Source organism: Ruminococcus albus 7 = DSM 20455, from assembly GCF_000179635.2.
In the GTDB taxonomy this organism is placed as follows: domain Bacteria; phylum Bacillota; class Clostridia; order Oscillospirales; family Ruminococcaceae; genus Hominimerdicola; species Hominimerdicola alba.
The window spans coordinates 2,663,532-2,688,172 of record NC_014833.1; the positions used below are offsets into that span (position 1 = coordinate 2,663,532).

A 24,641-nucleotide genomic window follows, 5' to 3' on the forward strand; every position below is an offset into this window, starting at 1 on the left:
CTGAAATTCGTGTTGAGTACGTACTCTCTTGGTCATAGTGTTTGATGTGATATAAATTTTACAAACTATATGATATCATATTTTTTCGGAGATTTCAAGGGGTTTACAGAAATTTTACATTCATCTGTATTCTTTGCAGATCATTCCACAAGTCATGGTTCACTCTTTCTTCTCATTCTCCACATGGAGAAAATTGTTATATACAAACACCAGCACAGCCATCGCAATGATTATCACATATCCCACAAAGCTCCATTTATCGGGGAACTGGTTCAGGAATATCACACCTAGGATAGTAGAGAATATCAACTGTGAATAGTCATATACCGATATCTCTTTTGCGGGGGCATGGGAGTATGCCGCGGTTATCGAGAACTGTCCGCCTGCCGCCGAAATGCCTGCGCCCAGCAGCATAAGGAACTGCACCAGCGTCATGGGCTTGTACTGTATTATAAGGAAAGGCAGTGCGAAAAGGCTTGAAAATGCCGAGAAATACGCAACTATCACAGGGCCTTTAACGCCGTGCTGTCCTAAATATCGTACACAAGTATAGGCAAGTCCTGCGCCCATTCCTCCTAAAAATCCGCATATTGCAGGGAAAAGCTCAACATTCGAGAAGCTTGGCTTGATGATAAAAAGACTTCCGATGAACGCGCCCGCTACCGTCAGCGCCTGAAACGGGGTCAGCTTCTCTTTCAGGAATATGAATGAGAAAACTATCACAAAAAAAGGCGACATCTTGTTCAGCATCAGCGCATCCGATAGGTTCATTTTGCCCAGTGCGTAGAAATTTCCCACCATGCCTATGGTTCCGCCGAAGGCTCGCACGAACAGCACTGCATGGTTCTTTTTGTCGCCTATCTCGAATTTCGTACCGCTCTTTTTCAGCGATACGATGGCTATGAACAGCGCAAAGAAGTTTCTGAAAAAGACTTTCTGCATTGTGGGCAGGTCACCCGATGCCGATACGAAAAGCCCCATCAGCGCAAAGCAGAACGCCGAAAGTACTATATAAAATACTGCCTTGTATTTGCTCTTAACCATTTCCGTCACGCTTTCCGCGGGAGGTCATGTACTCGTGCTCCCTTGCAAGTTCGCCTGCCAGTGCTGAAACCGTCCAGTCCCTGTTGTGGGGTGTTACCATAGCTTTCAGCGGAATGTCACAGCCCTTGCTTCTCAGAATGGTGACTGCCTTATTGAGCTCTCTGCCGTCAAGCCCCGAGAATATAAGCAGTTCCTCAGTGACTTCCGTTCTCGATTCGTTTTCTGTATATCCGGGAAGTCCGCACACGTATCCCACGCTGTCTGCACCGCAGTCATTGACTGCCGCTGTATACTTTCCGCCCACATCCGACATGGCTTCTTCAACTGCCGCCGCTTTCTCCGGCAGTACATTTACTCCCACCGCAAGTTTTGGCACAGGTGCGCTCAGCCTTGCTTTCATTTTACCACTTCCTATAATCCGTGTTTATGGAGTGGATCCCACTCCATATCTTCCTTACTGTAATAATCGTCATCGTCGGTGATGACCTTGTAGTTTTTCTTTGGATACTTTATCTCATCATGGAATTTCTCTATAAGGGTAAGCTTAGCCTTTGTGTCGATGAATTTAAGCACTGCCAAACCGTCCTTAGGCTGATATGCACTCTCGCTCCCCTTTTTTCCGACCTTTGCAAACTGCGACTTTTCGCACTTTTTCAGCTTAAAGCACATATTGCCCCTGCCGTCCTGAGAAGTGCGCTCCACCTCATCGTAAAAGAGGGTCACTTTCAGCATATCCCCCATAAGACCAAGCTTTTGCAGATGTTCTATCCTGTCGGTGTATATGCGCGTATACAGCCGTGTATCCCGTGAGAGAGCGTAGTATCTGTACAAAATAATTCCCACCGCGGCATTACCTGCCGCAAGCAGCATCAGCACTATCTTTACAACGATGAACTTCACAAACAGCGAAAGAGCAAATATAACACCTGCCAGTATCAGGTTCCTGTACATTTGTTTGGACATCTTTCTGTGCTCAGCCAGATCGTTGAGTGCCTTTGCCTGCTTTTCAGTACGTGACAGCTCAGGCGGAAAAACATAAACAGGTACACTTTCCAAGCTCTGCACCTCCATTCACACGGCTTACATTATATCATACCGGTATAAAAAAATCAAGCACAAACTGCGCAGGCATCCCTTACTGACCCAGTTCATCCATTTGCTTTATCAGGTCACCAAATAATGCCAGCGCATCGGTGACAGGCTTAGTGGTTGACATATCCACACCTGCCCTCTTCAGCAGTGTTATCGGATCAGCCGAGCATCCGCCCATGAGGAATCCCTCGATATAGTCCTTTACAGCAGGCGCACCCTCTTTGAGTATACGCTGTGAAAGTGCTATGGCTGCAGAATATCCCGTAGCGTACTGGTATACGTAGAAATTGTAGTAGAAATGTGGGATGCGAGCCCATTCCATTTTGATATCCTCATCCATTACTATACCGTCACCGAAGTACAGCTTGTTCAGGTCGCCGTATATCTCGCAGAGTTTATCCGCAGTAAGGGTATCGCCCGAAGCGCATATCTCACTGCACTTCAGCTCAAACTCAGCGAACATGGTCTGTCTGTAAAGAGTAGTGCGGAACTGTTCAAGGAAGTAGTTTATGAGATATGCCTTTTCTTTCCTGTCATCGGTGTGTGCAAGAAGATACTGCATCAGCAGTGCTTCGTTGCAGGTAGAAGCCACCTCAGCCACGAATATAACATAATCGCTGTATACCACAGGCTGGTTCTTGTTTGAGAGATATGAGTGTATAGCGTGACCCATCTCATGTGCAAGTGTGAACATACAATCAAGGGTATCCTTGTGGTTCAGCATAACAAAGGGGTGTACTCTTGCGCCTGCGGAATACGCACCGCTTGCCTTGTTTTCGTTCTCGTAAACATCTATCCAGCGGTTCTCAAAGCCCTCTTTCAGTATGGCGATATAATCCTCGCCCATTGGTGCAAGTGCTTTCAGAACAGTTTCCTTAGCTTCTTCAAAGGTGACCTTCATGGTGAAGTCGGATACTATCGGGGTGTAGAGGTCATAGAAATGCAGTTCATCAACACCGAGAAGCTTTTTGCGCAGTGCGACATAATCGTACATATAGTTAATATTGTCGTGTACTGCCTTGATAAGATTATGGTAGACCTCCACGGGTACCTCATTTGAGGAAAGCGAACCTTCCAGCGCAGAATTATAATTTCTCGCCTTGGTATAGAATTCCAGCGCCTTCATCTGTGAATCGAGCGTAGCCGCACAGGTGTTGCGGAAATTGCCGTAGCCCTTGTATATGGAAGCAAATGCGGACTTTCTCAGTTCCCTGTCGGTGGACTTCACCAGAGGGATATAACTGCCGTGGGTCACCTGATGAGTCTTGCCCTCGCTGTCAACAGCATCCTCAAATTTAAGGTCTGCATCTGAGAACATGGAGTATATCTTGTCTGCCGAATTGCCCATCTCGCCTGCCAGCGCAATTATCCTTTCCTCAGCTTCGGAAAGTACATGGTCTTTCCTGAGTCGTATGCGGTCAAGCTGACGGCGGTACAGTTCAAGCCCGCTGTTCTGCTTATAGAAGCCTTCAAGCACATCATCGGGTATCGAGATAAGCTCGGGACTTTCAAAGCTGCTTGCTGCATTAAACGCAACAAACACATTCATCATCTGACCCACATAGCCCTGATACTTTGCAACAGCCGTATCCTCATCGGACTTGCGCTGTGCATAGTTCACGATGGAATCAGCTGCTACTGATATATCATCGCTCAGCTTTAAAAACTCAAGCAGAGTATCGGCACTTTCACCAAGTCTGCCCTTGTATGCAGCTACCCTTTCGGGGAGCTTTTTAAATTCCTCCAGCGCAGCCTCCCATGCCTCATCTGTTGGGAAAATATCCTCCAATGCCCAGGTGTTTTCCTTGGCAACTTCACTTCTCTTTGGTATTCTTTCTTCGCTCATATCTGATCCTCCATTCGGTAATAATCATAACAGTAATATTATACCACGTAAGTCTGTAAATTACAAGTTTTTTTTGCGAATTGGTTTTTCTTAACTAACCGAAGCCCCCACGCGCAGCATCGTCAGATATATGGCAATTGTAAATTACTTACCGTTAATTAAACTATTATTTTAACAAGTTTCCCAAAGTTTCAAATGGTGTTTTTAGATAATTCTTGACAAATGTTTCCCTCATTGTTATAATATAGTTAATAAGTATCAAGTAGTTTATCATTTTGCTTGACAATTATTGAAATGCATCATTATACCGAAAGCTTTGCTGAATGTATAAGTGATAATACCGAAAAAGGAGGAACTCGAATGAACAGGTTTCATACGAACGTAGCTAAGTATAATGCAAACGTCGATAATATGTAGAAAGGAACGGTGTAATAATATGAAAAATAATACCAAGAGAATCGCAGCAAGTCTTTGCATCATGATGATGATGGGCGCAGCAGTACCTGTAGGAGTTATCGGCGGTGTTGCATCTATAAACGCTAGTGCTGAAACAAGGTCAGTATACACCCCGCCCGTTATAACTTACCTGAAGGGCAACAAAGCTGTCAAGCTGAGCTGGAATGCTATAGAGGGCGCTGAGAGATATGCTGTTGCTGGATATATGAACGGTGAGTGGAAGATGCTCGACAGGACAGAAGACACCACCTATATACTTAGCGGTCTGAAGGATAACACAGAGTACAGGGTAGCTGTTATACCCATGCTGAACGGGAAATACGTGAAGGATTTCTCAAACAGCATAGTTGTAACACCCAAGCCCGCATATCCCAAGGTGACCAATATCGTATACAACAAGACATATCATCAGTTCAAGGTCAGCTGGAACAAGGTCCCCAACGCTGAGTGTTACGGTGTAGCTATATATCTCGCAGGCAAGTGGAGGATAATAGATCAGAACATTTCCGCGGATATAACAACATATACTTCTCCCAAGCTAAAACCCGGCAAGACCTACAAGATGATGATCGGTGCTAAGGTAAACGGCAAGTGGGATCTTTCCAATGTTAACAGCAGATCTTTCATGGTAACAGTAAGGTAAGACTTATACTATTCTCCTTATATACATTTAAGCATGACAAACAGCCGTACTGCACATCCAGTACGGCTGTTTGCTTTTGCTTTTTAGAATATACGTTCCCATGCGACGGCATATAACCGTATACGAACCTATGCACTGCACCTGCTGTAATAAATGCATTCCTATGCCGCATTATGCGATCGCATAAGTTGGTATGCGAAAAATGCCGATAAAGATAAAGAAGAAGATAAAGATAAAGAAAAAGATAAAGATAAATATAAAGATGAGGATGAGGATAAAGAAGAAGATAAAGAGAGTGCGATGACCTTTCCTGCTGACTTCGTCAGCCTCCCCCTCCCCACAGGATACAAAGATCCGTTTTATTTTGACCCGTTGAGATAACAACAGCCGCACCCGGGACGGATACGGCTGTTTGTTTTTTCTACTTCATTTTCCGGTAGATGATATTCGCATATATGAGCCATGCTAACCCTCCCGGGTCTAGCACTATAAATATAAGGGATATCCACGGGTGGGCAAAGCGAAAAGCTATCAGCACGCCAAGAGCACAAAATATCCCGCCCAGGAACGGTGCACCCGAGGGATATCGCTTTCGTTTCTCCACGGGGAGTTTGGAGTTCTTTATTGCCATAACTGTGACATAGTAGTTGAGCGCCACCATAAGTGCCCCCGGCACAAAAAACATCAGCCCTGCAAGTATCCACTGTAATGTCATCGACATAGTCACCGCCCCTTTCACAGAAGCGCCCTGTCGTTTTCGGCAAGGCGCTTTTCGTTGTGTTTATGCACATGATCCTCGAATGGACTTTGTACAAACAAATGATTTTTGTTTTAACTCGGACATATTTCTGCAAAAGTTGTACAAAAACGTACAACTTTTGGCACAAAATCGCTGTATATAGAGGGGCTTATACTCTGATATCGCCCTCGAATACAGTAACTGCTTCACCTGTCATGTAAACTGTTTCATCAGTGTAGCGTATAGTCAGGTTGCCGCCGCGGAGCATTACTGTTACTTCCTCGTCCTTGGGACAATAGCCGTTGAGCACTGCTGCTACTACAGCCGCACAAGCACCTGTGCCGCAGGCAAATGTCTCGCCCGAACCTCTCTCCCATACACGCATTTTCAGGGTATGGCTGTCTATCACCTTGATGAACTCGGTGTTGACTCTCTCGGGGAATATTGGGTCATGCTCAAACTTAGGACCTATCTTCTCTATCTCCATATCGTCGATATTATTCATAAAGACGATGCAGTGAGGGTTGCCCATAGATACGCAGGTAACGTTGTGCTTCTCCCCTGCTATATCAACTTCTCTGTTGACTACCATGCCGTTCTCGTCAGCAGGCAGTGTGCAGGGTATCTTCACAGGGTCAAGGATAGCAGCGCCCATATCAACAGTAGCACCGTTGACCTCGCCGTAATGTCTGCTGAGCTTGACCTTGATGATGCCCGACAGTGTTTCAATGGTCATGAGATCGCGGTCTACCAGACCATTATCACGCATGAACTTAGCCACGCATCTGATACCGTTGCCGCACATCTTGCCCTCAGAACCGTCGAGGTTGAACATCCTCATACGTCCGTCAGCCACCTTGGAACGGCATACCAGTATAACACCGTCGCCGCCGATACCGAAATGTCTGTCGGAAAGGTTCAGCGCAAAGCCCTCGGGGTTATCTATCATACGGTCGAAGCAGTTGAAGTAAACGTAGTCGTTGCCGCAGCCGTGCATCTTGGTGAAGTGCAGAGTGGTCTTTTCGCGGCGCATATTGTTTATATCAACTATCTCGGTGTTGCTCTCGTTGTACTTGCTCCTGATGGAGGAAGCGATAGCGTTTGCAGTATCTATAGAAGTCAGGCAGGGTATGTTCCACTCGACTGTCTTTCTTCTTATCTTAACCGAATCACGGGAAGGTATACGACCCTTTGAAGATGTGGAGATAACGTAGTTTACCTTGCCGCTCTCGATGAGTGTAAGGGTGTTCTCGTCGCTCTCGTGTATCTTCTTTACAGCCTCAGCCTTGATGCCGTGGTCATGCAGTACTCTTGCAGTACCCTCGGTAGCATATATCTTGAATCCCAGGTCAGCGAACATCTTAGCTGTCTGAGGTATCTCCTTCTTATCGGAATCACGTACAGTTATGAATACGCCGCCCTTCTGCTCCAGCTTGTAGCCTGCAGCAGTCAGACCCTTGTACAGGGATTCTTCCAGTGAGCTTGATACTGCCAGTACCTCACCTGTAGACTTCATCTCAGGTCCAAGGTGGTTATCAACGCCTATGAGCTTTTCAAAGCTGAATACAGGCACCTTTACTGCAACATAAGGCGAATTGGGGTGCAGACCTACACCATAGCCCATATCGCGGAGCTTTTCGCCAAGCATAGCCTTTGTTGCGAGGTCTACCATAGGTACACCCGTAACCTTGGAGATATAAGGAATGGTTCTGGAAGAACGTGGGTTTACTTCGATAACATACAGCTCGTCATCATAGATGAGGTACTGGATATTTACAAGACCCTTGGTCTTCAGTGACAGTGCCAGACGCTTTGAGCAGTCAACTACCTTGTCTATAAGTCTGTCAGATACGTTCCATGCAGGGTATACTGCTATGGAGTCGCCCGAGTGTATACCTGTTCTCTCGATATGCTCCATAATGCCGGGGATAAGTATCTCCTCACCGTCGCATATAGCATCTATCTCAAGCTCGATACCCATGAGGTACTTATCTATAAGTACGGGGTTCTCGATGCCCTGGTCGAGTATGATAGCCATATACTCCTTGATATCAGCCTCGTTGAAGGCGATTATCATGTTCTGACCGCCCAGCACGTAGGAAGGACGCATGAGCACAGGGTAGCCTATCTTATCGGCAACGTCCAGTGCTTCCTCACAGGTCATTACTGTGAAGCCCTCGGGACGCTTGATGTGCAGGTCTTCCAGCAGTTCATCAAAACGCTCTCTGTCCTCTGCGGCATCTATGGAATCGGGAGGTGTACCCAGTATCTTGACACCGTTCTCGCTCAGATACTTTGTGAGCTTGATAGCGGTCTGTCCGCCGAAGGCTACCACTACGCCCACAGGCTTCTCAACGCGGATGATGTTCATAACGTCCTCGTTGGTCAGCGGCTCGAAGTACAGTCTGTCAGCTGTATCGAAGTCGGTGGAAACAGTCTCGGGGTTATTGTTTACGATAACTACGTCATAGCCGTGTTCTTTCAGCGCCCATACGCAGTGTACGGAAGCGTAGTCGAACTCGATGCCCTGACCGATACGTATAGGACCCGAACCGAAAACTATTACAGTATCCTTCTTCTGCTTCTGCTCAGCGATGAACTCGGCAGCCTCGTCCTCATCATCGTAGGTGGAGTAGAAGTAAGGGGTATTTGCAGCGAACTCGGCAGCACAGGTATCGACCATCTTGAATACTGCGTGTGCGGGTTCATTTATCTTTTCGCCCGATATGCGCTCGATGACCTTATCGGGATAGCCCATGCGCTTGGCTTCAAGGTATGTATACTTGGATACATTTCCCTTAGCCAGTTCTTTTTCCATATCTATCAGCTTGCAGAGCTTGTTGAGGAACCACTCGTCTATCATGGTTATGGAGTGTATCTCATCAACGCTCACACCGCGGCGGAGAGCCTCGTATACCACGAACATTCTCTCGTCGCTGGGCTCATGGAGCCTTGCCTTGATAGTTTCATCATCAAGCTCCAGCATCTTGGGCGAGATAAGGCAGTCGTGACCTATCTCGGCACCGCGTACAGCCTTCATTATAGCCTGCTCGAATGTAGTACCGATAGCCATTACTTCGCCTGTAGCCTTCATCTGTGTGCCCAGTTCACGCTTAGCGTATACGAACTTATCGAAAGGCCACTTTGGCAGCTTAACTACAACGTAGTCCAGTGCAGGCTCGAAGCAGGCATAGGTCTTGCCTGTTACGGCGTTCTTTATCTCGTCCAGAGTATAACCTATTGCTATCTGCGCTGCAACCTTTGCTATGGGGTAACCAGTAGCCTTTGAAGCCAGTGCGGAAGAACGTGAAACTCTGGGGTTAACTTCTATTACAGCATACTCGAAGGTCTCGGGGTTCAGTGCGAACTGACAGTTACAGCCGCCCTCAACTTTCAGTGTGTCGATTATCTTCAGTGCAGCGGAACGCAGCATCTGATATTCCTTATCAGCAAGGGTAACAGCAGGGGCTATAACTATGGAGTCACCTGTGTGTACGCCGACAGGGTCGAAGTTCTCCATAGAACATACTGTTATAACGTTGCCCTTGGAGTCACGCATAACTTCAAACTCGATCTCTTTCCAGCCTGCGATGCACTTCTCTACCAGTACCTGAGTGATAGGCGAGAGGTACAGACCGTTTCTGGTTATCTCGATGAGTTCTTCTTCATTATTAACGATACCGCCGCCTGTGCCGCCCAGTGTGAATGCGGGTCTGATGATAAGCGGGAAGCCTATGCCCTCCTCCTTGGAGAATGCAACAGCATCTTCAACGGTATTAACTACCTTTGAGGGTATGCAGGGCTGACCTATGGATTCCATAGTATCCTTGAACAGCTGTCTGTCCTCAGCCTTGTCGATAGTTTCGGGATTAGCGCCCAGCAGCTTTACGTTGTATTCATCAAGGAAGCCTTCCTTTGCCAGCTGCATGGAAAGTGTCAGACCTGTCTGTCCGCCCAGTGTGGAAAGCAGGCTGTCGGGTCTTTCCTTTATTATTACCCTCTTTACTGTTTCAAGGGTAAGGGGTTCTATATATATCTTATCCGCCATTGCGTTGTCGGTCATTATGGTAGCGGGGTTGGAGTTTATCAGTATTACCTCAAGACCCTGCTGCTTCAGCGCACGGCAAGCCTGTGTGCCTGCATAGTCGAACTCGGCTGCCTGTCCTATAACGATAGGGCCCGAGCCTATGACCAGTACGCGGCGTATCTCATTATTCAAAGGCATTTTTATCTATCCTTTCTTACTTGGTATCGGGAGAATTTTTGTACTCGTCCATCAACTCGCAGAAGCGGTCGAACAGGAAGCCCGTATCAAGGGGACCTCCGCAAGCCTCGGGGTGGAACTGCACCGAGAATGCAGGTTCATCGGTATAGCGCACGCCCTCGCAGGTATTGTCGTTTGCATTCACAAAGCTCTCCTTTGCGCCTGCGGGCAGTGAATCGCTTATAACAGCGTAGCCGTGGTTCTGTGAGGTGATATATACCCTGCCGGTATCAACTTCCTTACATGGCTGGTTTGCACCTCTGTGACCGTACTTCAGTTTCTCGGTCTTAGCGCCGTGTGCAAGTGCCAGCAGCTGGTGACCAAGGCATATACCGAAGGTGGGTATCTTCAGTGCGCTTATCTTTCTGAGCTCCTCTATGATCTCAACGTTCTCCGCAGGATCTCCGGGGCCGTTTGACAGCATTATGCCGTCGGGAGCAAGTTCTTTTATCCTGTCTATCCCGGTGTACGCAGGCACTACCGTTACCTCGCAGCCCCTGTTTACCAGACAGCGGCATATATTAGCCTTTGCACCGAAGTCGTAAAGCACAACTCTGCGCTTAGCCTCACCCTCCGGAGAGAAAGTTTCTTCCTTATCGCAGGTGGTATTCTTCACCGCGTCGATTATCTTATAGTTCTTTACCTCCTCGGGCACTGTGCCGTCGGTGGATGTAACTATCTTACCGTTCATTACACCATGTTCCCTTACTATACGTGTCAGGTGTCTGGTGTCGATGCCGTATAACCCTACTATGCCGTTTTCACGCAAAAAAATGTCAAGATCACCCTCGCAGCGGAAGTTGCTGGGCTCTTGACACCATTGTCTTACGATATATGCTTTTACATGGGGACGGCTGCTTTCAAAATCCTGTGGGATAACGCCGTAATTGCCGATCAGCGGGAAAGTCTGTACAACGATCTGTCCGTAATAGCTGGGATCGGTAAGGGTCTCAAGATAGCCCGTCATAGCGGTAGTAAACACTATCTCCCCGACAGCTTCACCACTTGCGCCAAAGCTTTTACCCTCAAATACAGTGCCGTTTTCAAGAATAAGATATGCCTTCTGCACTTTAAATCCTCCTTTGAACATTCTTCAAGATATTATAGCATATCCCGACTTATTTGTAAAGGGCAATTATTACAAAAAATAGAAACACGCTTTTAATTATCTTTGAAGAAAATGCCATCGCATGGGTACGCAAAAAGCTGTGTGGTCCTATCGGATATTATCCGACGAGAACCACACTACTGCATCTGAATATCGTATTTCTCTATACCTCATCCACACAGTGATACAAAGCTATGCCTGCGTATCCGAAAGCTTCCCGCTCCTCGCTTTAGCCTCACGGGTCAGCTGGTCGATATCCATAAAGCCTATCACGATGAAATGCTCGTCCTTCGCCATGCGTGATATCTTCATGCTGAAATACACAGGTCTGTCCTGTATCAGGCGGCGATAGGTGAAGGTAAAGGTCTGCCTCAGGCTGAGTTCCTTCATCAGCTTTTTGCGGTTGAGGGCTGTAAGAAAAGCATCTCTGTCATCAGGGCATACATCCTCGCTGAGTTCTGCTTTGCAGTCGCTGAAGAAATGCCAGCCGTGACGCACCTCGGAAAGCGTGCTGTCACCTTCTCTTTTCACATACTCCCTGAACTCCTCGCTGTCTGTATCTATATAGAATATTTTTTCATAATCCCTCGCCAGCGTCTGGGCGATACGATTATACATAAGCCCTGTGCTGACTGCTTTTTCGTAGGCTTCCTTAGTCATAGCCTGCTCGTGGCGTATACTCACAAGGTCTGTGATATCCTGACACATACCCAGCACACAGTATCTGCCCTGAGTGTCCTTGTATTTCAGCTTCGTGGTCTGCAGCTGCCTGGGATTTCCCAGCGCATCGGGAACATCTTCATAGTATATATAAGGCTTGCTCATGGAGAGGGCTAATTTATCAGTTTCAACAAAATATTCGGCTGTCTGTGCATCAAATATCTGTGCATCCGTAAGCCCTATCACAAGGTCTGTTGAGCTTTTGTGAGCATAGTCGGCAAAAGCTTTATTGCAGGCAAGGTACTTCCCTGTTTCGGCATCCTTTGTGAAGGTCATGCCGGGCATATTATCAAGGAGTGAGAAAAATCTGTCCTTCAGCTCCGATATCTTTTCTGCCTCTTCCATGCCCCTCTTGTATTCCTCCTTCTCATCATTAGCAACGAATGAGTGCAGCAGGCAGGTGCCGAGCATATAAGCTATGGAATATACGGGAAGCAGCGGGAACAGCAGCTGTACAAAAAGACAGCACGCCATTATCATACCGAAGGATGCCAGTATGCGAAAACGCACACGGTTCTCCGAATCCGCTCCGCTGCTTATCATTGAAGACAAGGCATGGAGGGATATTATCAATAGAAATACTATCTGGCTGACAAGAAGTACATATCGCACAGGAAGTGCTATGTAGGTACATTCGCTATCAACTGTGAACAGCACCGGTGTGAATATGTTTACTATGGTCACAGCCAGTATCAGCCCTGCAAGTATACGTCCTGTATGAACGAGGAACCGTCCGAAACGGCTATTCTCGTGCAGGTAGGCGACAGTATATTCAGCCCAGAATGTCAGTCCTGCCGCCATAGCTATGAAATACACGGTAGTATCAACAAAAAGCGCCCCTGACAGCTTTTTGTAATCAAGTATGCCCCAGAGTATATCCGTTACATAATATACCAGCACAGCAAACAGGAACCGCCTGTATACGTACCATGCAGGCTTATCGTATACTCTCGGATCACGCAGTATATCCAGATTGACTATGCACAGCACCAGGACTGCCAGCAGACCGATCGCGGAATAATACATATCTTCTTATCCTCTCAGTTTCCTTTTATCTTTCAGATAACTCTTGTTTTCATACATTCTCATATCAGCACGTTCGTAAACCTGGGATACCTTTGAATCGCTATTGTAGTATGCCATACCCAGTGCTATTACGATACCGCCGTTTTCAATAGCTTCTTCGTTATGGTCATTCATCACTTTTATAAGTTCATCTATCCTGGCATAATCATCTCCCTGTGAAAGCACAGCGAATTCATCACCGCCCACACGGAATACGGGGCTTCGCTTGAAGGTGGTGCAGATGATCTTGCAGGCATCTCTCAGGTACTGGTCGCCCGCCTTGTGACCCTCATTGTCGTTTACCTTTTTAAGATCGTTGACATCAAGTATGACTATGGCAAATTCCGGTGCGCGGTCCATTTCGATCTGTGCATTCAGACGTTCTTCGTATACACGGTAGGCATTCCTGTTCTTTATGCCTGTCAGCGCATCTATATTTGCCTCTATCCTGGCCTGTGCAAGACGTCTGCTGTACTCTTCCTCCTGACGCACCTGAGAGTCGATATCGTTGACACCGACTACGAGCCTTCTGCCGTCAGTTTCCTCGACTATGGCAGCTTTCAGCTGTACATAGCGCGGTTCATCATTTATCATAAGACGGTAGCTCAGGGTAAATATACCGTTGCGCTCCACTTCCTCCAGAGCATTTTCCATAGTAAGGGCTGTGAACACCCTGTTCTGATCCTCACGGTAGACCACATGGATCGACTTTTCCCTGAGATCTGAGAAGAAGTTATCACCCTCAGAAGGCATACCCATTGAATCAAATCCTGCTTCGGAACTGTATTCACGGTACCTGCCTGTCTCGGGCACAACTATGTATATACTCAGATAATCACCTGCCAGGGCACTTATCCTGCTGTATGCGGTCTGCTCCTCCTGCATACGCTGTGCAGCCTGACGCTCCTTCATCTGCTCATCGACATTGGTCACGCTCATTATTATAAAACGGTCATCATCCTTCATACGTGTTACCTTCATGGTAACATATACAGGCACCCCGTCCCTGATAAGGCGGTACGTCATTGTGAATATGTTATTCTGTTCCAGGGCTTTCATCATCGTTTTGCGTTCCACCGCCCTGATGACCAGATCGCGGTCCTCGGGATATACCATCTCCACAGCTGCATCATAGCATTCCTCAAAGAAATGCCACCCGTGTACAGCATCTGAAAGCACATCGCCGCCGTTATAGGTGTTGTACTCGATATACTCTTCGGTATTGATATCAACATAGAACAGATACATATACCCCTGAGAAAGAGTCTGTGCTATATGTGTGAATATCAGACCTCTGCCGCGGGCTTTTTCGTAGGATTCCTTTGTCGATACTTTATTTCGTGATATGCGTATACTGTCGGAAACGTCCTGTACTATTCCCAGCAGACACAGCCTGCCGTTTGCATCAGTATATTTCACCTTGATATTCTTTACGCTCCTCATGTTCCCGAAGGAGTCTTCCATATCATCATACAATATCAGCGGTTCATCCATAGAAAGGGCTATCTTGTCATCCTCCATGAAGCGCTTTGCTCTTTCCTCGTCGAAAAGATCAGAGGAAGTAAGACCTATGACCTCTGATGGATCCTTCTTGTGTACATAGTTTGCAAAGGTCTGGTTGCAGGCAAGGTATTCACCCGTGTTAGCATCCTTGGTAAGATATATACCCGGTATATTATCCAGCAGCGAGGTTATGGTCTGCTGAAGCTCCGCCACCTGTGCCGCCTCCTCCAGCAGACGCTTCTGATTGTTCGCCAGACGTTCCGCACGCAGCTTCTGTGTCAGCAGGAAAAGTATGACCGCAAACATGACCGTCAGCACTGCCACGACTATCAGCCAGTTGTCTTTAAGGAACTGCATGAAGGATACCTTTTGTTCCTCAAACATATACGAAGCCAGTGCAGCACCCATATCGCTGTGCTGGGTCATGAGCACTGTTTTGTTCAGTATGGTGTAGAGTACACGGTCAGACTTCTTCACAGCAAAGGAGAACGTCAGCGTTTCACCTGCAGGTACAGTGAACAGCTTATTTTTCTTTAATTCTTCTTCAACAGCACTTATCCTGTAATTGCTCACAAGTACGCAGTCAGCTTCGCCCTCCGCAACAGCTTTATAGCACGCATGCAATCCCTTGTAGGGCTTTCTGTCAGATTCGGGATAATGATCCTTTATGAAGCTTTCGATATTGAGCATATCAGCATTTACTGCAAAGGTGATACTGCTCTCATCAGAAAGTGAACGGCGGTCAGAAATGCGCATAATGGCATTTATCTCAGTTTCCATAGCAGGCGCTGACAGCATTATTCCTCTTTGTGCAGCTTCATAGGTACTCATATATACAGGGAAAACACAGTCTATCTCACCTTTATCAAGCGCTTCAAGAGCCTCCTCGGTCGAATCGAAGGGTATGGTGGTGAACTGAAGATCCTGACAGCCCAGCCTGTTTTTTGCATGAGCCAGATAGTCCTTCAGCGCACCTGTAAGCTCTCCGCTGTCCTCATCTGTACTGCAGAAGGGCAGATAATTCGCTCTGTAGCCTACCCTGATCTCACCGTGTTCTGCCAGCCAGTCCTCCTGATCGGGCTTTAATATCGAATCCTTATTGTTGTAATATATACGCTGCCTGGATATTTTTTCATTGAAATACGGATCCTCATCATGTATCTCATACATCGCCTTGTTTAACTCATCTATCAGCCCGGGGCTTTTCCTGCTGACAGCATAGTAGTAGTCCGAACCGCCTATACGGCTGACCGGTATGATCTTATTCTCGTCCTCGGTAGAATATATGGAAGCAAATCCGTCTATCTCCTTGTTGCAGACCATATTCACCGATCTTTCCTCGCTGCCTGTCAGCTCAACTATCTCAACGGATAAGCCGTTCTTTTCCACCCATTCCTTCAACAGGGTTTCCTGATAGCTTTCCTTGTTAACACCGATCCGCTTTCCGTTAAAGGTGGAAAGATCATCACCTGTGATCTCTCTGTTTTCTGCATCTATATAAATATAGTATGCCTCAGTGCCCATGGGCAGCTCTGAGAAATACATGAACTCCTCACGTTCGGGCGTGTATGAAACATCGCTGAGCAGGTCTATATCCCCGTCCTTCAGCATCTGCAGAAGCTCTGACCAGCCGCCCTCAACATATTCATAAGTCCAGCCTGTGTACGCAGATATCTTCTGGTGATACTCATAGTCAACGCCGCAGCGCCTTCCGAATTTGTCGAAGTAACAAAAGGAGGAATCGAACCAGCCGACACGTACTACCCTCTGTTCATTTTTATCAGCTGATACCCCTGTCGGCATAAGTATACCGGAAAATATCACTGTCGTCAGTAAAACTGTTATTATCCGTTTTATGATACCTGAAGACTTCACTCCACAAGCCCCCTTTTATGCATAGTATATTTATCCTGTGACCTTATCGGTATATTTCTCGGTCATCTCCGTCAGTTGACCTGACTTCCATTATTACTATCATTATAACACAATTATATGAATTGTACAAGCTTTTTTGAAAAAATAATTAAAATATCTATTAATTTCAACGAATTAACTAAAATAATATATGACCGCTGATGCTAATAAAAAAGCAGGACATGATCAAATGCCCTGCTTTTAGGTATCATATCCACTTTTTGGGAATGAATTTCTTTGCCTTGACGTGTGCGGATATTACGGAGATATCAGTGATGTTGATAGCGCCCGAACTGTTTACATCTGCTGTGAGGGGTCCTCTGCCGTCAAGCTTTTTTACACTCTTAACGTGTGCCGCGATTATGGCGATATCCGTAACGTTGATAGTGCCGTCACGGTTGCAGTCACCGAGCAGCAAAGGCTTTTTGGATATCTTTATATCAGCCGTCTGCAGAACTTTTGAATCAGTCACATTGATCTGATTGCCTGATATCTGATAATCTCTGCTGTCGATGCGGTCATCTATAACAACAGTGTACTTGTCAGGAACAAGACCGCCGATGCAGTAGCCGGTCTTCGGGAAACTCATAAGCACGTTTATCTTCTCAGCCACCCTGGGAAGTGATGCATAGTACCTGCCTCCGCCGCCTGCACCGGAGGTTATCTCACCGTTCAGTTTGAGTCTGAACGATAAGGTATAGCTGAATACCGCTTCAAGCTTATCATCCCTGACCCAGAACTCCACATAGCCGTTTTCATCAGGTGTGACGACTGAGATCACAGAACCGCTGCAGCATATATTGGATACCTGTGCATAATAACCATTCCCGCGGTCGCAGCTGCCGCGAAGATCATATTTTACTATGACGGGATCGCTGCTGAGTCCCGCATTATCCGTTATGATAAGATCACTGTCAGCTATACCGGGAAAAGCGTCATTGAACTTCATCTTCACCTTAGTGTATGTCACCTTGCTGTCAAACACCTCGCAGCTTTCACCGCCTGTAACACCTGAGTAGGTTATGCTGTACTTACCTGTACTAGCCGAAAGCGCTACCTTCTCTCCTGCGTGTTCAAGGGGATAAAAGGCGTTCTTCGGTGTGAGGGGCGTATTCTGTGAGTACGATGATGCAGGATCAAGATAAAAATACTCATATTTGTTATTGGTGTTCTTGAACGTTTTGGCAGTATCTGCTATGATAGTATTGGCAGGGACTGTCATCCTGTCCACCACCTTGAATTTCGTCTGATCGGTATAATCCATAACAAGCACGTCCGCAGGACTAAGATAACAGCCCTCCTCAGGGTCTATATGATACTGCGCACCGTTTTTCGTGACCTTGCTGGGTGAAGTGCACTTGAAGCTTTCGGGATAGAACTTATCCATTATCTTATCGAGAGGAAGTTTCTTCTGATTGAAACTTGTCGCATTTGTAATGCCTGTAAGGTCACAGGCATTACCGTAGGTAACCACACTGCCGTCTGAACCCGTGAACCTGGCTATAACTTCACCCTTTGAGTTTTTGAGTGCGAACTTCATATTGCTTATGTCGGTATCATCGCCCTTGACCGCTCTCAGACCTATGTAGGGCTTGTTTAGCCTTACGTTCGTCACCTTCTCGGTCGTATTCGCATAAGCCGATAACGGCACAGCCTCCAGCAGCATGATAAATGCCGCAGCAAAAGCCGTGATCTTTTTTCTGCTCATCATATAATATTTCTCCTTAATTCAAATATTTTATTCATTCGATTATAAATCAACGTATTCCTCAGCTGAATTCCTGATAAGCTCCAAAAGCCATCTAAAAGCCAAATAAAAATCATCGAATGTGATTTCTCTGCCATCATAATACCTTATAATTTTTCCTGTTTCCTTTGAAAAGCACAGGATTTCACCATCACCTATTATCTTAGCAATAATAATATAGTCCTCAGGGAAATCCGGTGTTTTTTTTAGTTTATTAATTTTTGCTACTCTTGCGGTATTAGAAAACTCGGCATAATGCCCACATAGTTGCGCACCATTAGAAAAAAACAAGAATTCTTTATACCCAATTGGCAAAGATGTATCTATTTCCTTTTCCAAATTTTTTATTTCTTCTTCTGTTGCAGATGCATTAAAATAAAATATTAAACTATATTTATCATCTTCACTAACTTCTGTATCTATTTTGCTTGCTATGTACACTAGTTCCTCTAATTGAGGCTTTAAATTATTATTCGGTATATCTGGAATATACATATAATACTCTCCTCGTTGTTTTGATAACAAAACTTACTATTTAATAATATCACTATTTTTTGCTTTTGTCAATCAGCTCCGGCCACCATACTCCCACTTTTCTCAGAAAATGGAAAAACCATGCTGTAAAATCCCATGATATCCGATATTTAGTAAATTTTTTTCGTCACCCCCTTTACAAATCAAACCTTGATGTGGTATAATGATTTTGTTTGTAAATCAAAAGAACAAGTGTTCTCCCTCTTTTACGGGAGTGCTTATGATATCAGGTGAGGTTTTGAAATGGCTGAAAAGAAGCAGGATTACGGCAATGAAGACATTACACTGCTGAAGGGCAAGGACAGAGTACGTCTGCGCCCGGCTGTAATGTTCGGTTCTGACGGACTTAGCGGATGTAAGCATTCGGTGTTTGAGATAATATCAAACTCAATAGACGAAGCCCGTGAGGGTCACGGCGACAAGATAATCGTTACAAAGTATTTTGATGATTCCATTGAAGTGCAGGATTTCGGACGAGGCTGTCCCGTTGACTACAACCAACGCGAAAAGCGCTATAACTGGGAGCTTGTTTACTGCGAGCTTTACGCTGGCGGAAAGTACAACAATAACTCAGGCGATAACTATGAGTACGCACTGGGTCTTAACGGACTGGGTGCCTGCGCTACACAGTATTCCTCTGAATATATGGATGTAGAGGTAATACGTGACGGATTTAAATACAACCTTCACTTTGAAAAGGGTGACAACGTAGGCGGTCTTAAAAAGGAAGAATATTCCTCCAAAAAGACAGGTACACGCACCCGCTGGAAGCCCGACCTCGATGTATTCACCGAGATAAGCATCGAGAAGGAGTACTTTGAGGACATAATGAAGAAACAGGCTGTGGTCAACCCCGGTGTTACCTTTATACTCAGAGTACAGCGTGAGAATATGTCCTTTGAGGAGATAACCTATTATTACGAGAACGGTATCGCTGACTACGTCAAGGAAATAGCAGGCGAGGATACCCTCACCAATGTGCAGCATTTCTCAGGTGACCGCAAGGGACGTGACCGTGCTGACAAGCCCGAATACAAGGTCAAGCTGGGCGTGGCATTCGTATTCTCCAACAAGGTGCAGACGCTGGAATACTTCCACAATTCCAGTTTTCTCTCCCACGGCGGCTCACCAGATGACGCTGTAAGGAGCGCTTTCGTTTCACAGATAAACGCTTATCTGAAGTCCAATAATAAGTACAATAAGAATGAAAAGCCCGTTACATTCCAGGACGTTGCCGACTGTCTGGTGCTGGTGTCAAGCTCATTCTCCACGCAGACCTCATACGCTAACCAGACCAAGAAGGCTATCACCAACAAGTTCATCAAGGAGTGCATGACGGAGTTCTTAAAGCACAACCTTGAGGTATACTTCATAGAGAATCCCGATGAAGCCCTGAAAATAGCCGAACAGGTACTTGTAAACAAGCGCAGCCGTGAAAGTGCTGAAACTTCGAGGCTGAACATAAAGAAGAAACTGCAGGGCACTATCGACCTTTCAAATCAGGTGCAGAAGTTCGTTGACTGCCGTTCAAAGGATCTGAGCAGACGTGAGCTTTACATCGTGGAGGGTGACTCGGCGCTGGGTTCTGTTAAACTGGCGAGGGACGCTGAATTCCAGGCAGTAATACCTGTACGAGGCAAGATACTCAACTGTCTTAAAGCCGATTACGACAAGATATTCAAGAACGAGATAATCACCGACCTTATAAAGGTACTGGGCTGCGGAGTTGAAGTAAACACAGGCAAGAAAAAGGATCTCTCCGCTTTCAACCTTGATAACCTGAGATGGAACAAGATAGTCATATGTACCGATGCGGACGTGGACGGCTTCCAGATAAGGACGCTGATACTCACAATGCTTTACCGCCTGACACCTACCCTCATCGAGAAGGGCTATGTGTATATCGCGGAATCTCCCCTGTTTGAGATAACCACTAAGGACAAGACCTACTTCGCCTACGACGAGCCCGAAAAAGACAAGATACTCAAAATGATAGGTGATAAGAGTTTCACCATACAGCGCTCGAAGGGTCTTGGTGAGAACGAAGCCGACATGATGAGCCTTACTACCATGAATCCCGAAACACGCCGCCTTATCAAGGTAAATCCCGATGATATGGATATGACCAGCTGGATGTTCAATATGCTGCTGGGCGACGACCTGGCAGGACGTAAGGAATTCATCACCAACAACGGTGCCGAGTATCTGGAAATGGCAGATATATCATAATTCACAATTCATAATTATTGACAGGCATTATACGCGGCTGAGTTTTCATTTAACAAATCATTTTGTGCCGCGGTTTGAAGTGAGAGATTTTCACCTCAGACGTTCGCTGAAAGGTGATACCACTGAGCTGTTACCAATACAAGTTTAATGAAGGGGAAGTGCTATGAAACAAAAAGTATTTCTGATCATCTCACTTCTGATCATGTTTACAGGCATATTCATTTCTACTTTTGGTGCAAATAATCGTGAAAAACAGATCAGGAAATGTACAGTTGAGACCGACGCCACTGTTACCAAAGTTCAGGGCCCCAATGATGATGGTGAATCCGAGATAACAGCATATTTTATGGCAGGTACTAAATACATTATCAGGTTCAGTACGTACGGATCTATGGAGACAGGAGAAACGTTCTCTATAAAATACGACCCGAACGATCCAATGAATTATGTTATCTCCGGTCTAACCGATGACAATATACCCGAAAAAGCCCACGGCTATCTTTTGACAAAGATGGGCTTGATACTCTCTGTCATATCCGTAATTCTGTATATAGCCTCGCTCAGACGATCAGAAAAACAATGTGATATTATGGTCAAGCAGACTTTACCGTCAGACAAACATGAAGACTGGTAAATATAGTATACTCTCTGAAATCTTATAGATCATTTACCGCAGTGCGGACACCAATACAAGTTAACGAAAGGAAAGTTTATAAATGGCAAAAAAGAAAGCAGAGCCGAAAAAGGCTGCTGCACCTAAGATAGATGCTTACATTGAAGGCGCAGGTCTTGTAGCTGAGGAAAAGATAACCCAGACACTTGAAAAGAACTATATGCCCTACGCCATGAGCGTTATAGTATCCCGTGCTTTCCCCGAGATAGACGGCTTCAAGCCCTCTCACAGAAAGCTTTTGTACACCATGTACCTCATGGGACTTATAAAGGGCAAGCTGACCAAGTGCGCCAATATAGTCGGTGCTACCATGAAGCTCAACCCTCACGGCGACGGTGCTATCTATGAAACGCTGGTAAGACTTTCCCGCGGCAACGAAGCACTGCTGCACCCCTATGTGCAGTCAAAGGGAAACTTCGGTAAGTCATATTCAAGAGATATGGCTTACGCTGCATCACGTTATACCGAGGCTAAGCTTGAACCGATATGCGAGGAGCTTTTCAGGGATATCGACAAGGAAACTGTTGACTTCGTTCCGAACTACGATAATACCATGACCGAGCCGACACTCTTCCCTGCCACCTTCCCGACCATACTGGTAAATGCAAATGTCGGTATCGGCGTATCTATGGCTTCATCAGTATGTCCCTTCAATCTGGCAGAGGTATGCGAAACTGCCATAGCACTTATTAAAAACAAGGATGCCAATGCACTGGATACCCTGAAAGGTCCCGATTTCCCCGGGGGCGGATATCTGCTTTACGATGAAGCTGAGCTTGAAAAGATATACCGCACAGGCAGAGGTTCTGTAAAACTGCGTGCAAAGTACCGCTTCAATAAAGAGGAGCGCTGCATAGAGATAACCGAGATACCTGCCACCACCACCATTGAAGCGATAATCGAAAAGATAATCGCACTGGTAAAAGCAGGAAAGATCAAAGAGATATCCTATATCCGCGATGAGACAGACCTTGACGGTCTGCAGATAGGTATCGATATCAAAAAGGGCGTTGACCCCGACAAGCTGATGCAGAAGCTTTACAAGCTGACTCCCCTGCAGGATACCTATTCATGCAATTTCAATATACTTGTACACGGCTACCCAAAGGTAATGGGTGTGTACGAAATTCTGGACGAATGGACACGTTTCCGCGTTGACTGCGTGCGCAGACGTGTTGAATATGATCTTAAAAAGAAGAAGGACAAGCTGCACCTGCTGAAAGGTCTGGGCAAGATACTGCTGGATATCGACAAAGCGATACGCATAATCCGCGAGACCGAAGAAGAAAGCGAAGTTATCCCCAACCTGATGATAGGCTTCGGCATCGACGAGATACAGGCTGACTATGTAGCTGAGATAAAGCTGCGCCACCTGAACCGCGAGTATATCCTCAAGCGTACCTCCGAGACTGAAAAGCTTGAAAAGGAGATCGCTGAACTGGAGGATGTACTGGGCAGCGAGAAGAAGATCAAGGATATCATAATCAGGGAACTGAAAGACGTTATAAAGAACTACGGTCAGGAAAGGAAAACTCAGTTCTTCTATCAGAGCGACATCGAGGAAGTCGAGGAGGAAGAGGAGATCGAGGATTACCCCTGCAAGCTGTTTATATCCGAGAGCGGATATTTCAAGAAGTGTACTATGCAGTCCCTGCGTATGGCAAGCGATCAGAAGCTCAAAGAAGGCGATCGCATGATGTCGGAGACAGAGTCATCCAATCGTGCCGAGCTGCTGTTCTTCTCCGATAAGGCGAGCGTTTACAAATCCAAGGCGAGCCGTTTCGGCAACACCAAGGCAAGCGACCTTGGCGACTATATCCCTGCTGTACTGGGCTTTGATAACGGTGAAGCCTTCCACACCATGGTAGAAACTATGGATTATTCGGGCTGTCTGCTGTTTGTATTTGAAAACGGCAAGGCTGCAAAGGTACCACTGGATTCCTATGCTACCAAGACAAACCGTAAAAAGCTGGCAAATGCTTACAGCGACAAATCCCCCCTCGTGGCTATACTGAAGCTCACCGATAACGCACAGGTAATGCTGCGAACTACCAACGGCAGAGCACTGCTTTTTGATACAGCTCTCCTGCTGCCCAAGACCACAAGAAACACTCAGGGCGTACAGGTCATGACCCTTAAAGCCAAGAATGCAAAGGTCGAAAAGGCATACATCGTATCTGACGAAGAAGCAGAAAACCTTTCCAAGTTCCGCAGCAAGACTATACCCGTAGCAGGCTGCCTGGCAAAGGATCTTGAAGACCCTGATCAACTGTCGTTTTAATTCACAATTCATAATTCATAATTGTTGGCAGGGGCGCAAGAATGCCATTTTGCGTACACTGACATGCCGAATTATATTTAAGAAGTCCTTTTCGGATATTACAGGTTTTACAATAGATAAAGATAATGATATAATGTAGATCAAAAGAGGTTTTGATGACTATAAAAACAGTTAGTAAAAAGAAAAAAATTATAATAATACTTGCAGCTATTGTTCTGGTTGTAAGCATTGCTAAATTTATTTTATATTACACTTCAACAGAGCAGAAAATGATCAGGAGTTACAATAACAACAACGAATTGTATGTAAAACTCATTGATGACTTAAGCGATTATCATAATAGTCTTGATGATGATGTTTCCAGAATTGAAATAGGCTGGGATCCTGAAAAAGAACAGTCAGATACCATAATGCGTAAAGATCTTGTGCATAAGGTCCCAATAGATGAAAACATATACAATGACTTGAAACTTGCATTAGATACTATCGATAACTCGGAAAAAATGTATTTCAAAGTTTTTTTTGATCAGGATCGGGTCATAAGAATGGAGATACATATTACTGATTCCAGTTATAGAAATGGAGAAGATATAGTGATCAATACTGATGAATTGGTATATTCTGTTTTGCCTGTTGAAAACCTGAACAAAGATATTGCTAAATCAAAACCAATTGATGAAAATTGGTATTTTGTCAAAGAAGAATATAGTGCAGGTTAATATATATGATGTCAACATTTTCTTTTGATAATTGTTTTAGAGCGTGGACACATAAATGTCCACG

The 24,641-nt window shown here is 45.7% G+C and carries 17 protein-coding genes; 6 read left to right on the forward strand and 11 right to left on the reverse strand.

The window, feature by feature from the left end:
- Positions 1-159: 159 nt before the first annotated feature.
- From RUMAL_RS12015 to pepF, 4 genes are all read right to left on the reverse strand, one after another.
- The gene (locus tag RUMAL_RS12015) at positions 160-1,044 is read right to left on the reverse strand and encodes a DMT family transporter (protein ID WP_013498988.1); all 885 of its coding nucleotides are present in this window, start codon (positions 1,042-1,044) and stop codon (positions 160-162) included.
- On the reverse strand, positions 1,037-1,444 hold the full coding sequence (locus RUMAL_RS12020) for a DUF3783 domain-containing protein (protein WP_013498989.1): 408 nt from the start codon (positions 1,442-1,444) through the stop codon (positions 1,037-1,039). Before RUMAL_RS12020 ends, RUMAL_RS12015 begins: the two co-directional genes overlap by 8 nt.
- An 11-nt stretch (positions 1,445-1,455) precedes the next feature.
- The gene (locus RUMAL_RS12025; protein ID WP_013498990.1) at positions 1,456-2,100 is read right to left on the reverse strand and encodes a hypothetical protein; all 645 of its coding nucleotides are present in this window, start codon (positions 2,098-2,100) and stop codon (positions 1,456-1,458) included.
- A gap of 79 nt (positions 2,101-2,179) precedes the next feature.
- On the reverse strand, positions 2,180-3,982 hold the full coding sequence (gene pepF / locus RUMAL_RS12030) for an oligoendopeptidase F (RefSeq protein ID WP_013498991.1): 1,803 nt from the start codon (positions 3,980-3,982) through the stop codon (positions 2,180-2,182).
- A gap of 436 nt (positions 3,983-4,418) precedes the next feature.
- On the opposite strand from pepF, the gene RUMAL_RS12035 reads away from it, so the two are divergent.
- Both RUMAL_RS12035 and RUMAL_RS21380 read left to right on the forward strand, forming a co-directional pair.
- Positions 4,419-5,081, forward strand: coding sequence for a fibronectin type III domain-containing protein (locus RUMAL_RS12035; RefSeq protein ID WP_013498992.1), 663 nt, complete (start codon positions 4,419-4,421; stop codon positions 5,079-5,081).
- A 153-nt stretch (positions 5,082-5,234) separates the two neighbouring features.
- Positions 5,235-5,462 (forward strand): hypothetical protein, encoded by a 228-nt coding sequence (locus tag RUMAL_RS21380; protein ID WP_013498993.1) that lies wholly within the window; start codon positions 5,235-5,237, stop codon positions 5,460-5,462.
- Positions 5,463-5,502: 40 nt separating this feature from the next.
- Here RUMAL_RS21380 and RUMAL_RS12040 read toward each other — a convergent pair whose 3' ends face one another.
- The 7 genes from RUMAL_RS12040 to RUMAL_RS12070 form a co-directional block, all read right to left on the reverse strand.
- Positions 5,503-5,802, reverse strand: a complete 300-nt coding sequence (locus tag RUMAL_RS12040; protein WP_013498994.1) for a hypothetical protein — start codon at positions 5,800-5,802, stop codon at positions 5,503-5,505.
- Between the two features lie 187 nt (positions 5,803-5,989).
- Entirely contained in the window at positions 5,990-10,045 is a 4,056-nt protein-coding gene (gene carB, locus RUMAL_RS12045) for a carbamoyl-phosphate synthase large subunit (RefSeq protein ID WP_013498995.1), read from the reverse strand.
- Positions 10,046-10,061: 16 nt separating this feature from the next.
- The gene (locus RUMAL_RS12050) at positions 10,062-11,174 is read right to left on the reverse strand and encodes a carbamoyl phosphate synthase small subunit (protein ID WP_037303577.1); all 1,113 of its coding nucleotides are present in this window, start codon (positions 11,172-11,174) and stop codon (positions 10,062-10,064) included.
- A 210-nt stretch (positions 11,175-11,384) separates the two neighbouring features.
- The gene (locus tag RUMAL_RS12055) at positions 11,385-12,938 is read right to left on the reverse strand and encodes a PAS domain-containing protein (RefSeq protein ID WP_013498997.1); all 1,554 of its coding nucleotides are present in this window, start codon (positions 12,936-12,938) and stop codon (positions 11,385-11,387) included.
- Between the two features lie 6 nt (positions 12,939-12,944).
- On the reverse strand, positions 12,945-16,355 hold the full coding sequence (locus RUMAL_RS12060) for a transporter substrate-binding domain-containing protein (RefSeq protein ID WP_013498998.1): 3,411 nt from the start codon (positions 16,353-16,355) through the stop codon (positions 12,945-12,947).
- A gap of 247 nt (positions 16,356-16,602) precedes the next feature.
- Positions 16,603-18,105: a dockerin type I repeat-containing protein gene (locus tag RUMAL_RS12065; RefSeq protein ID WP_013498999.1), complete on the reverse strand. Its 1,503-nt coding sequence runs from the start codon at positions 18,103-18,105 to the stop codon at positions 16,603-16,605.
- A 39-nt stretch (positions 18,106-18,144) separates the two neighbouring features.
- Positions 18,145-18,636, reverse strand: a complete 492-nt coding sequence (locus RUMAL_RS12070) for an SMI1/KNR4 family protein (protein WP_013499000.1) — start codon at positions 18,634-18,636, stop codon at positions 18,145-18,147.
- A gap of 282 nt (positions 18,637-18,918) precedes the next feature.
- Between RUMAL_RS12070 and RUMAL_RS12075 the strand changes: the two genes are divergently transcribed.
- From RUMAL_RS12075 to RUMAL_RS12090, 4 genes are all read left to right on the forward strand, one after another.
- Positions 18,919-20,904, forward strand: coding sequence for a DNA gyrase/topoisomerase IV subunit B (locus RUMAL_RS12075; RefSeq protein ID WP_013499001.1), 1,986 nt, complete (start codon positions 18,919-18,921; stop codon positions 20,902-20,904).
- A gap of 163 nt (positions 20,905-21,067) precedes the next feature.
- Positions 21,068-21,538, forward strand: coding sequence for a hypothetical protein (locus RUMAL_RS12080; protein ID WP_013499002.1), 471 nt, complete (start codon positions 21,068-21,070; stop codon positions 21,536-21,538).
- Positions 21,539-21,620: 82 nt separating this feature from the next.
- Positions 21,621-23,858 (forward strand): DNA gyrase/topoisomerase IV subunit A, encoded by a 2,238-nt coding sequence (locus RUMAL_RS12085; protein ID WP_013499003.1) that lies wholly within the window; start codon positions 21,621-21,623, stop codon positions 23,856-23,858.
- Positions 23,859-24,013: 155 nt separating this feature from the next.
- Positions 24,014-24,577 (forward strand): hypothetical protein, encoded by a 564-nt coding sequence (locus RUMAL_RS12090; protein ID WP_013499004.1) that lies wholly within the window; start codon positions 24,014-24,016, stop codon positions 24,575-24,577.
- Positions 24,578-24,641 lie beyond the last annotated feature (64 nt).